Annotated in this window: 11 protein-coding genes; 6 read left to right on the top strand and 5 right to left on the bottom strand. The window is 25.5% G+C overall.

The window, feature by feature from the left end; translation table 11 throughout:
- The 3 genes from JOC62_RS07425 to JOC62_RS07415 form a co-directional block, all read left to right on the top strand.
- Positions 1-1,923 (top strand): hypothetical protein (locus JOC62_RS07425; RefSeq protein ID WP_204594594.1); only part of this gene is annotated, 1,923 nt, incomplete at its 5' end.
- A 93-nt stretch (positions 1,924-2,016) separates the two neighbouring features.
- A complete protein-coding gene (locus JOC62_RS07420; protein WP_204594593.1) occupies positions 2,017-2,832 on the top strand; it encodes a DUF7852 domain-containing protein in 816 nt (271 codons plus the stop codon).
- 248 nt (positions 2,833-3,080) lie between these two features.
- Positions 3,081-4,271 carry a hypothetical protein gene (locus JOC62_RS07415; protein WP_204594592.1) on the top strand — a complete coding sequence of 397 codons (1,191 nt, stop codon included), beginning with the start codon at positions 3,081-3,083 and terminating at the stop codon, positions 4,269-4,271.
- Between the two features lie 75 nt (positions 4,272-4,346).
- Here JOC62_RS07415 and JOC62_RS07410 read toward each other — a convergent pair whose 3' ends face one another.
- Entirely contained in the window at positions 4,347-4,511 is a 165-nt protein-coding gene (locus JOC62_RS07410; protein ID WP_204594591.1) for a hypothetical protein, read from the bottom strand.
- Positions 4,512-4,965: 454 nt separating this feature from the next.
- Between JOC62_RS07410 and JOC62_RS07405 the strand changes: the two genes are divergently transcribed.
- Together JOC62_RS07405 and JOC62_RS07400 are read left to right on the top strand one after the other, a co-directional pair.
- Positions 4,966-5,244 (top strand): hypothetical protein, encoded by a 279-nt coding sequence (locus JOC62_RS07405; protein WP_204594590.1) that lies wholly within the window; start codon positions 4,966-4,968, stop codon positions 5,242-5,244.
- Positions 5,245-5,442: 198 nt separating this feature from the next.
- Positions 5,443-5,652, top strand: coding sequence for a hypothetical protein (locus tag JOC62_RS07400; protein ID WP_204594589.1), 210 nt, complete (start codon positions 5,443-5,445; stop codon positions 5,650-5,652).
- A gap of 158 nt (positions 5,653-5,810) precedes the next feature.
- Here JOC62_RS07400 and pepT read toward each other — a convergent pair whose 3' ends face one another.
- From pepT to JOC62_RS07385, 3 genes are all read right to left on the bottom strand, one after another.
- Entirely contained in the window at positions 5,811-7,040 is a 1,230-nt protein-coding gene (gene pepT, locus JOC62_RS07395; protein ID WP_204594588.1) for a peptidase T, read from the bottom strand.
- A gap of 67 nt (positions 7,041-7,107) precedes the next feature.
- Positions 7,108-7,842, bottom strand: a complete 735-nt coding sequence (locus tag JOC62_RS07390; RefSeq protein WP_204594587.1) for a flavodoxin family protein — start codon at positions 7,840-7,842, stop codon at positions 7,108-7,110.
- Positions 7,843-7,880: 38 nt separating this feature from the next.
- Positions 7,881-9,830 carry a GTP-binding protein gene (locus JOC62_RS07385; RefSeq protein ID WP_204594586.1) on the bottom strand — a complete coding sequence of 650 codons (1,950 nt, stop codon included), beginning with the start codon at positions 9,828-9,830 and terminating at the stop codon, positions 7,881-7,883.
- 464 nt (positions 9,831-10,294) lie between these two features.
- Here JOC62_RS07385 and JOC62_RS07380 point away from each other — a divergent pair, with 464 nt between their 5' ends.
- Positions 10,295-10,579, top strand: coding sequence for a hypothetical protein (locus JOC62_RS07380; RefSeq protein WP_204594585.1), 285 nt, complete (start codon positions 10,295-10,297; stop codon positions 10,577-10,579).
- Positions 10,580-10,877: 298 nt separating this feature from the next.
- Here JOC62_RS07380 and JOC62_RS07375 read toward each other — a convergent pair whose 3' ends face one another.
- Positions 10,878-11,828, bottom strand: coding sequence for an ABC transporter permease (locus JOC62_RS07375; protein ID WP_204594584.1), 951 nt, complete (start codon positions 11,826-11,828; stop codon positions 10,878-10,880).

Here is an 11,828-nt window from a genome sequence, read left to right as displayed (position 1 = left end):
AAATACAATCATAATTCTAATACAACTTATAATAATTGCTATGATTCTAGTAATATTAATACTAAAGCTTATATAAATAGAAAACTTAATCATAAAAAGTCAACTTTTAAATCAACTAATAAATTAACCACTACGCCTAAAGATATTAATAAAAATGATTTAATTGACTATAATAATACATTATTTAAGTCATACGATTCATCAAATACTAGTAATGATATTATAGATGAAACTATAAATAATACTACAGACATTAAACATAACATCAACAATTCAAATTCAGACAATATTTGTGCTACTAATATTACTGATACCACATCCTATGAAAATAGAAAAAACAGTAATGAAAAGTCCCCTTTAAACTCAACTACTCCATACGCAGATATAAACATAGATAATTTAGCTTATTATAGTGATGAATTATTTAAATTCTTCGATTTATTAGATATTAATAATGATATTGTATATGAAAATATAAATAATACTACGGATAATAATCATAACATTAATAATTTAAATTCAGATTGTATTTATAATGCTAATATTACCGATACAAAAGCTTCTATTAATAAAAAGATTAATAGTGAGAATTCATCTTTGAAATCTTCTAATAAATTAGCTACTGTATCTGAAGATATTAATACAAGTGATTTAATTGACTTTAATGATAACTCATTAAAGTTATCCGATTCATTAAATACTAAAAATGACACTACTGATAGCATAGAAAAGAATATAAATAATCATAATTATATTAACCTTAGTGCTGATCATTTAAATTCAGATTGTATTCTTAATTCAGATATTATTGATACCAATGATTGCCTAGATAAAGAATCTAATACTAAAAAGTCGACTTTAAAATCACCTAACAAATCAAATACTGCATCTGAAGATATTAATACAAGCGATTTAATTAATTGTAATGATAAATCATTTAAATCCTGTGATTTATTGAATACTAGCAATGATGCTAATGATAGTATTGAAGAGAATATAAATAATCATAAGGATATTAGCCATAGTATTGATCATTCAAATTCAGATTGTATTGATAATTCGGATATTATTAATACCAAAGACTACCTTGATAAAAAATCTAATAAAAAGTCAACTTTAAAATCACCTAATAAATTAATTACTGCATCTGAAGATATTAATACAAGTGATTTAATTGATTGTAATGATAAATCATCCGATTCATTAAATACTAGCCATTCTAATACAGAAAATATTGAAGATAATAATATTAACCTTAACACTGATGACTTTGTATCTAATTGCCAATTTAAGACTACTAACAAAAGTAATCTTAATAAAATTACCAATACTATTAAACATATTGATAATTCAACTTATATTAATAACTGCTATTTATCTAATAAGGCAACCTATGATAATTTTAATATAGCTGAAGATATTAATCGTACATTTAAATTGCCTACATTACTAATTAAATGTGATATCTCTGATTCATTTAAAGGGGATATAAATTTCTGTAATTACATAGCCTCAATAAATGATATAAAAAATAAATTAGTAATAACATCTAATTTACTGCTACTAGATGTTACAAAAAGAGATAGAGGTACATTATTTTTAGATGGTTATTTAGAAACTGATATAGATTACTCTATACCTTTAGAGCTTAAAGTTCCACTCATATGTAAATACAGTAATTTTCTTCTTAGAAGTCCACTTAATATTTCAGTTCCTATTGAACTTCAATATACTGTACCTAGTGAAGAAAATGCTTTTAGCGATTTAGATTTATCAATAGTTAAATCATCTTTTAATATAAAAAATGACCTTTGCGAAGATCTTTTGTTAGAAGATTGTATATCTGTATATAAGGGCTGTGAGCTTACTATTATAGCAAATTATTATATAGAAGTTTTTAAGAATGAAGTATTTCATTATTAATCTTTTAGAATATTTTGTCACTTCTTGTATTGTTTTTAATAATATATATTATACGTTTAGTATAAGACAAAAGATTATTTATGAGGTGATAAAATGAGTTCCAAATGTGAAAAAAATTTCCCTGTATGTTCAGATAATATAGATGTAGATGTTACTAATTTTCCAGCAAATACTGATGAAAAGTGCAAAAAAGATTATCATAAAGAAGAAGATAAAAAATGTGATTATTATGTAAAAGCAAAAGTTCTTAGAAAAGTAGCAGAAGCTAAAATAACTCAACCTATAACTGATTCAATATTTATCCCTGAATCATTTTTTAGCATAAAACGTATCTCTAGAAGAGTTGTATTAACTCAATGTTTCGTAGTACCAGAGAAAAAAGAACGTGATTATTATAAACATGATTATTATGATCATGATGAATGTAATGCACATCTTTTTGTTGAAGGATTTATTCTAAAAAATGTAGAATATGCAACTCCATCTGCTGACCAAGATCCAGCTGATCCTTGCGAAGATTGTCTTGCTATGAGAAATGACTATAACGATTTAACAGCAAAAGTTAAATTCAACTTCTCTGTTCCTATAAAATTAGAAGATGCAGATCTTGCTGAAAATATTAAGAATAAAGAAACTGCTATACTAAAAGATTGTATGAAACCTTGCGATAAAGGTAGCTTGAGCGAATCAGATTGTGAAAGAATTCATTATCAATCTGTTGAACTACAAGAACCTTTTACTTGTGAATTAGACAAGTATCAAATTTCTGAAGCTGTTATAAGTAAAACAGCTTGTAATACAACTGATCCTGATTTATTTGACACAGTAGTTGAGAAATTAACATTAAAATTAAATATATCTATTTTCCAACTTCAAACTAAAAAAATAGAAGTTCATCACGATAAATAAAATTTCACTAAACTTTATAGATTAGTATTCTAATATAATATAAGCTATAAGTATATTTAAAAATTTAGTGCAACGCTCTAATGATGTATAACATTTTAGTGTTGCACTTTTTTAGCCTTGTATTTAATAATATTAATTATTTAAACACATTTATATTAGTGCTTTCCTATTTATATCTTAATTTTTATAATAATTCTATATTTTTATTAATATTTTATATAGAAGACCAATTATATAAAGGATTGCATATGAATCCAATTTGTTTATTAATATTTTATATTATTACTTACAAAGATAAAAATAAAATTAATACACTTCCATTTATAGCACTAATTTTAATTTATAATAATATACTTCAAAATAATTTTAATAACCCAAAACCTAAATCACATAATAACATTAATTTTTATAATACTAATAATCATTTAAATGATAAACCTATTAAACACTCTAAAGAACTTAAAAACAATCTAATAAATACCAATTATAATAAATCCACTTATGATCACTATGATAAAATTAATATAGATGCTCTTGTAGAATCATATAAAACACTATATAAACCATTACCCCTAGAGCGAAATTACATAAGAGATTATATTACTTCTACTGATATTATTCCAAATGATAACTCTACTTTTAAAACATCAATTTATTTAAATAATAACATTAATAATGATTCTTCTAATATTAACACTAACCTAAAAGACACAAAAAATATAAAATTTAATTATTATAATAAAGATAATAATATAATTTTAACTCCATCTAAAAAGCCAAAATTTAATATAAGCAAAGGAAGTGCAAAATTTAATTCACTTTATATAAAGAAAGTAGACACTGATATAAGCCATATCAGTAAAGCTACTTGGATAAGAAATCCTAAAATTAATGAAACTATTAACCTAGATAATAATTTTAATATAGCTGAAGATAGTATTTGTAAATTCACATTGCCAACATCAATAATTAAATGTGATATCTCAGATTTATTTAAAGTAACTATTGATTTCTTTGCTTATATAGATTCCATTTCTGATATTAGAAGTAATTTAATTGTTACATCTAATTTAAGCTTATTAGATATTTATGATAAAAATAAGGGAGTTTTATTTTTTGATGGTTATCTAGAAGTAATCTTAGATTATTCTATTCCATTAAAACATACACTTCCCCTTAAATGTGATAATAGTAATTGTATAATAAATATACCTTTTAGTATATCTGGTCCTATAGACCTAGAATATACTATTCCTCTTTCAAAAAATTCTTTTAATAATTTAGATATTTCTTTAACCGAGGTATCATTTAATGTAGAAAAAGATTTTTCTAAAGAAAAAAAATTAAATGATTTTATATCATTATATAAAAAATGTGACTTAACTTTAGATGTTAAATATTCTTTAGAGATATTCAAAAATGAATTATTTAATTACTGATTATTTAACCATAAAATAATTAAGCCTTATTGAGATAATTTACCTCGATAAGGCTTAATTAATAGTAATTTAAATCTAATCATCACTACATACACACATACTATTCATTATTTTTATTATTTCTTCTTTTGAAAGTGATTTATAATATTTATCATAATGATCTTCTGAGCAGAAAATTCCTATTTTATTTTTATAACCATCTCCTTTTATCTCCTTTTTGCAATACAAACATTTTTCCATGCATTATTCATCTCCATTAAGTTTATTAGTTCTATCATCTATTATTTAAACTTTATCTTACTACTAAACATTAATTTTATAAAGTAAAATAAGTTCACTAATTGTGAGCTTATTTCTATAAATTTATTTAATTAACCTTTTATTTCTTTTAATAATTAAAATAGTACCTAATCTTATAATCATAATTCCAATAATTAAGAATAAAGCAGTATCTTATCTTCCTGTGCTCGTAATATCCTTATCAGCATTAACTGTTGCTTTAGTTGAAGTTACTCAATCGCTGTCACTTACAGAATATACAACTTTATATTCTCCAACTTTTTATTGTTAACTAGGTTTTCTTTAAGTTTCTATTAAAATCTTGAATTTTTCATGATTCTAATTATCATTTGATATTTTATCGCATTAACTGTATAATAATATTAAATTAATTTATTTTAAGGAGAACATAATTATGTCAGTATATATGATAACTTACCACTTAAACCACCACCATCATCATGATGAAGATAGCAATTTAACTAGAAAAATTAAATCTCTAGGCTCATGGGCTCAAATTATGCCTTCAAGTTGGATTGTTTATTCTGAATTCTCATCAAAAGAGATAAATGATTCTTTAAAAGAAGTAATTGAAGATAAGGATCTTTTATTTGTTTCAGAAATAAATAAAAATCATTCTGGTTCTATAGATGAAAGAGCGTTATCTTGGATAGACAGAAATCTTAATAAATAATTTTAAAAACATACTATTTAGAAGACAATCTAATATAATTAGATTGTCTTTTTTATTGATTTATAACACTTAATTTCTTTAATATAGATAGGTTAAACATTTACATACATACCTTTATATATTATAATATAGGTATAATAAGTTTTAAATTTTATATACTAAACTTATACGACTATTTATTTAAAGGAGATGTTTTATATGCCTAAATTTAATTTGTTAGACAAGGATAAAACTAAAATTATTTCTGGAAAATTAATAGTTGCAACATTAGGATTTATTTGTATACTATGTGGTGTTTTAGCTTTATTTTTTAATCTAGCCTCAATAACAAATACACATCATTTCATTAGTTTTTTAACTATAGCAAGTGGTTTATTTTGCTTATTAATTGCAGGTACACAAAAATAAATATTCTAACAAACAAAAAGAAGTAGGATTTTTATCCTACTTCTTTTTGTTATTTTGTAATTTTATGAGATTATAAGTTTTTACTTCCTAAACTTAGTGAAAATAAAAAAGCCTAAGTTTTAATCTTAGGCTTTTTTATTTAACAATTATTATATAGCTTATTGTTCTCCATATATCTTAACTATATTTATAATAGTTTCAACAGCTTTTTCCATTGATTCTATTGCAATATATTCATATCTTCCATGGAAGTTTTCTCCGCCTGTAAACATGTTTGGTGTTGGAAGTCCCATAAATGATAGTCTTGCTCCATCAGTTCCACCTCTTATTGGTTTTATTTCTGGAACTACGTCTGCCATTTCCATAGCCTTCTTTGCAACATCAATAATATGCATTACTGGCTCAATCTTTTCTTTCATATTTCTATATTGTTCTTTTATTTCTACTTTAACAATATCTTTTCCGTATATATCATTTAATTTTTCTGCAGCCTTTTTAAACTCTTCTTTTCTTCTTTCAAATTCATTTTCAAAGAAATCTCTTATTATAAATGACATCTCTGTTTTCTCAACACTTCCTTCTATACCTAAAAGGAATGAGAATCCTTCATAATTTTCTGTTTTCTCTGGTACTTCGTCTAATGGAAGTAAATTTAAGAATTCATGAGCAATTAATGCTGAGTTAATCATCTTCCCTTTTGCACTACCTGGATGTACGTTTCTACCTACTATAGTAACCTTAGCTCCTGCAGCATTGAAGTTTTCAAATTCTAATTCCCCAAGTGGACCACCATCTACTGTATATGCAAAGTCTGCATTAAATTCTTTAACATTAAAATGATCTGCCCCTTCTCCGATTTCTTCATCAGGAGTAAATCCGATTTTTATATCTCCATGCTTTATTTCTGGATGATTTATTAAATATTCCATTGCAGTTATTATTTCTGAAATACCGGCCTTATCATCTGCTCCTAAAAGTGTAGTTCCATCTGTTGTTATAAGAGTTTTTCCTATGTAGTTTTTAAGTTCTGGTAATTCTTTTGGATCTAATTTTATATTAAGATCTTCATTTAAAACTATTACTCCCCCATCATAATTTTCTACAATTTGAGGATTAACATTTTTACCGCTCATATCTGGAGCTGTATCCATGTGAGATATAAATCCTATAGTAGGAATATCTTTCTTGTCTGAATTGCTTTTAAGTGTTCCATAAACATATCCAAATTCATCAACATGAACATCTTCAAGACCTATTTCCTTAAGTTCTTTTTCTAAAATTTTTCCAAGTTCTAACTGTCCTTTTGTACTTGGAGTAACTCTTGTTGTTTCATCTGATTTTGTATCAACTTTTACATACTCTAAAAATCTTTCGTTAACCTTTTTCATAACATAAGCCCCTTTCGAAATTAAAATCTATCTATATTATACAATAACTCTGTATATAAAGTAATATTTATCCTCTTTTTATAACTTTATATACCAGATTTCCTATAATTATTTTAATTTTATTCACATTTGCATCTCTATAATAGTCTGCCCCATTATTTTTATAATAATTATAATCAGCTTCCATGGATTTATCATTACTAGACATCCCACGCCATGCATTATACATTAGCACTTGTTTAAAACCGCTTTTGGGTATATCACCTTTAATTAATTCGCTTTTAAATTTTCTCGCTTCTTTTTTTATATAATCTATATTCTTCTCTGTAAGCTCTTTCCTTCTATAAGCCACTGCAATTGAATTAACTTTATTTATTCCCCAAAATCCTAAAACTTCTTTCATATATTTTGTTGCATTTTTATGACCTGCTCCAGCTGTTGTTGCTATAACTAACCCTTTCTTTTTATAATATCCAGGTCTATGAAACTTAAATGACATATGATCTATAAAATTCTTTAAAAGTCCAGATACTTGCATTGAATATACTGGTGATGTCATTATTATAACTTCTGCTTCTTCAATCTTATCTCTTAAAATTTTCATATCATTATTATGTGGACATCTATCTTCGCCTTTAATTATACAATTAAAGCAACCTATACATGTATCTAATTTAATTTTCCCAAGCTCAATAATATCAAATTCTATATTAGGAATATCCCTTAACTCATCAATGACCATATTTAATACATTCCAAGTATTTCCCCTTCTTGGACTTCCATGTATAATAACACACCTCATATATTAAACTCTCCTTACCCCGTTATTTTAAATTTTAATTACTTTAAACAATGCATATATTCTCTAGCATCTTCGCCCTTTACTAAATATGATTGTCCCTTTGAGCAAAAAATTGAAGTGCTAGTATACTCAATATCTGAGTTTCTATCATAGCCTTTTTCTTCTATTATTTCTTCTTCATTATTACAAACATCATATCCATCAAATAATAAACTAAGGGTCCCTTTACCTTTTGTAAAACTTACAAATTCTAAAGGATAATTCATAAATGTTTTAACTGGCCCCCTACCTTTAATAATAACCTTATTATCATAACTTATAGGCTCCTCAAATTCACCCTTCATTTTTTGTATATCTGATAAAACTCTTCCTATCAAATCCATGCTTACATCGATCTTAAATTTATAATATGGCTCAAGTAGTCTACATTTTGCAAGTTCTAGTCCTTGTCTTAAAGCTCTTTTAGTAGATTCTCTAAAATCACCACCACTTGTATGCTTATTATGTGCTCTTCCTGTAAGCAATGTTACCTTAATATCAGTAATTGGACTTCCTGTAAGTATTCCTCTATGTTCTTTTTCAAATACATGGCTTTTTATAAGATTTTGATTACCTACAGTTAAATCATCAGTATGGCATTTGTTTTCAAAAATTATTCCGCTTCCTCTTTCTCCTTCTTCTATCTTAAAATGAACTTCTGAATAATGTCCTAATGGTTCAAAATGACCACATCCTAAAGTATCTCCTACAATAGTTTCCTTATATAATATTTCTGGACTTCCAAAATCTATATTTAAATTAAATCTATCAGATAAAACTTCTTTTAATACCTCAAGTTGTATTTTTCCCATTATACTTACATGCATTTCCTTTAGAGTTTCATCCCAAACTACATTTAAGCTGCCATCTTCACTTTCAAGAATCCTAAATATTTTTAATATATCGTTATGATTAAGTTTTTCATCATATATCACTTTTGCTTTTAATGTAGGAATCATTTCATAAATAAAATCTTTATCTAATCCAATTGACATTCCTGCTTTAAGATTCTCTACTCCAATTACACCAAAGAGGTCTCCAGCTAAGGCTTCATCTACTATATTAAACTTACTTCCATTATATATTCTTACTCCATTTACTTTTTCATTTACTTCCTTATTATTTAAGTTAAAAGTTATTTCATCTTTAGCTTTAAGCTTTCCACCTATTGCTTTTATAAAAGTTACTCTATTACCTTTATCGTCATATTTCACCTTAAATACTCTTCCCTTAAAGCTACCATCATTTCTATAATCTGTACTTGTAAGAAAATCAAATGCATCTAAAAACTCTACAATTCCTTCATCCAAAAGAGCAGATCCTTTAAAACATGGAAAAATATCATTATTTTTTATTAGTTCCTTTAATCTATCTCTCCATAATTCTTCATTACATTCTCCTTCTAAATAAAGATTAAGTAATTCATCATCTCTATCTGCTATAAATTCCTTATCATTTTCATTTATACCTTCATTTATATTATAATCTATGAAAAATATGTTCTTGCTTAGATTAACTTTTGCATCACTTAAGACTTTACTAATATCTGCCCCAGTTCTATCTACTTTATTTATAAATATAAATGTTGGAATATTATGTTTTCTTAATATATTCCATATAGTTTCAGTATGTCCTTGTATACCCTCTACCGCACTAATTATAAGTATTGCGTAGTCTAATATCCCTATAGCTCTTTCCATCTCTGGTGAGAAATCTATATGCCCTGGAGTATCTACTAAATAATATGTTGAATCTTTATAATTAAATTTTGCAATATCTGAAAATACAGTTATACCACGTTCCTTTTCTATCTTATGACTATCTAGATATGAATCTTTATGATCCACCCTTCCTCTATTTCTAATACTATTTGTATGATAAAGTAATTGCTCAGAGAATGTAGTTTTCCCTCCATCTACATGAGCAAATATTCCTATTGTTTTCTTCATTTTGTTACTCCTTAAATCTATTTATATACAATATATTTATACATATTATATTTTTTAGAATTCATTATTTTATTTACACAAATATGCCTAATTGATATAATTTTAGTGCATAACATTAAAATATTACTTATTGTTTTGCACTAAAAAGGGGGACAGCAATGATTTATATATCATCTATTGGAATTTTTATAATAATCTTAAGTATATCATTTATTTATTTTATATTTAAAATTATTAAAAATAAAAATATAAATTTTCTAAAGCTTGATTTATTATTTTTTATACTATTTTTATTGAATTTAATTCCTATCTTAATTACATATTTTACTGAATATAATCTTTCTTCTTTATACCCATCTATATTAATTAATTTTATTATATTGCTTTATTGTATTTTAAGACTTAAAAATATTAAAAATTTAAACATTAGAATATTTTCTAATATAATTTCTGGTGCATTAATAATGGCAACTCTTTTTATAGGGTTTTTAAGTTGTGATTCAAAAAAAGAATTTATATCTTCTCCAATGGGAACAAATAAATTTATTATAGAAAAACAATATCTTTTTACAGATAAACCTATAGGTTATATTATGGAACCTAAATATTTAATTTTTTCTAAGCCTCTTGAAGGTTTAAAGGATAATCTTTTAATCTTAAAATATGATGGAACCATCGAATTTAGTTGGTGTGGAGAATATGTTTGTTATTTAAAAGATAATAGTCATATATTAAAACTTCAGTTTTAAAAATAGAATTTAAGATTAATTACATTATTAAATTTCTAATATATAATGCTATAACAAGTACATATTTAAAATTATATACCAGTAAATTCCTTTTACTATGACCTTTGCAGTAAAAAGAATTCTCTGATATAATATTATCTATAAAAAGCCTAAAATATTTATTATTAATATCATAAAAAATTCAAATATTAGCAATAATAAAAGAATTAGTATAAAAATATATTAATTAATAAGTAGTGTTTATAATGATTGAAAAAGCGTCATAGAGAGTTTCTCTATGGCGCTTTTTATAAATTTATTATCTTTTTCCCTTATCAAAAGGTTCACCAACAGCCTTAGGCGCTCTTGAACTCTTTGAGAATATTATTAATGCAATTAATGTCATTACATATGGGAAAGCTTTTAATATAAATGGTGGGAATGTAGCAAGTTCTGGTATAACTTGTGAAACATTAGCTATAGTACTTGCAAATCCAAAGAAGAATGTTGCACCTAATATTCCAAGAGGTTTCCACTGTCCAAATATTAAAGCTGCAAGTGCTAAGAACCCAAGTCCTCCAACATTTCCATTGAATTCACCAGCATAAGTTGCAATTATTATTGCACCTCCAAGTGCTGAAAATCCTCCAGATACCATAACCCCTATATATCTCATTTTATATACATTTATTCCAGCTGCATCTGCTGCCTGTGGATGTTCTCCACACGCTCTAAGTCTCATTCCAAATGGAGTTTTATAAAGTACAAATGTAGCTATTATAAGAATCCCTATTATAAGCCATGTTGATGTATAAGTATTTGTAAATAATAGAGGCCCTATTAGTGGTATTTCACTTAATACTGGTATATCTTCTGGTATTAATCCTTGCCTTATTCTTATATTTCCACTGCCTGTAATATTTCTAGCTAAGAATACAGTAATAGCACCTGCTATCATATTTATAGCAGTACCACTTATTATCTGATCTGCATTTAAGTGAATACTTGCAAATGCATGTAATAGTGAAAATAATACTCCAGCTATGGTTGCAACTAAAAGTCCAATCCATATAGGTAGATTACCTGATAGTTTATCTTGAAGTGTTACTATTGTAAAAGCTCCGATAAATGATCCAACTATCATAAGACCATCAAGTCCTATATTAGTTACACCACTTCTTTCACTATATAATGCTCCAAGTGCTGTAATTAAAAGTGGTATTGTAAATGCAATTGCGTATGGAAATACATCTTGTAATGTATTTAGCAT

This window comes from Clostridium sardiniense (assembly GCF_016907995.1).
GTDB classification, from domain to species: Bacteria; Bacillota; Clostridia; order Clostridiales; family Clostridiaceae; genus Clostridium; species Clostridium sardiniense.
Note: the sequence above shows the minus strand (reverse complement) of the source record. Positions and strands in the feature narration are given on the sequence as shown.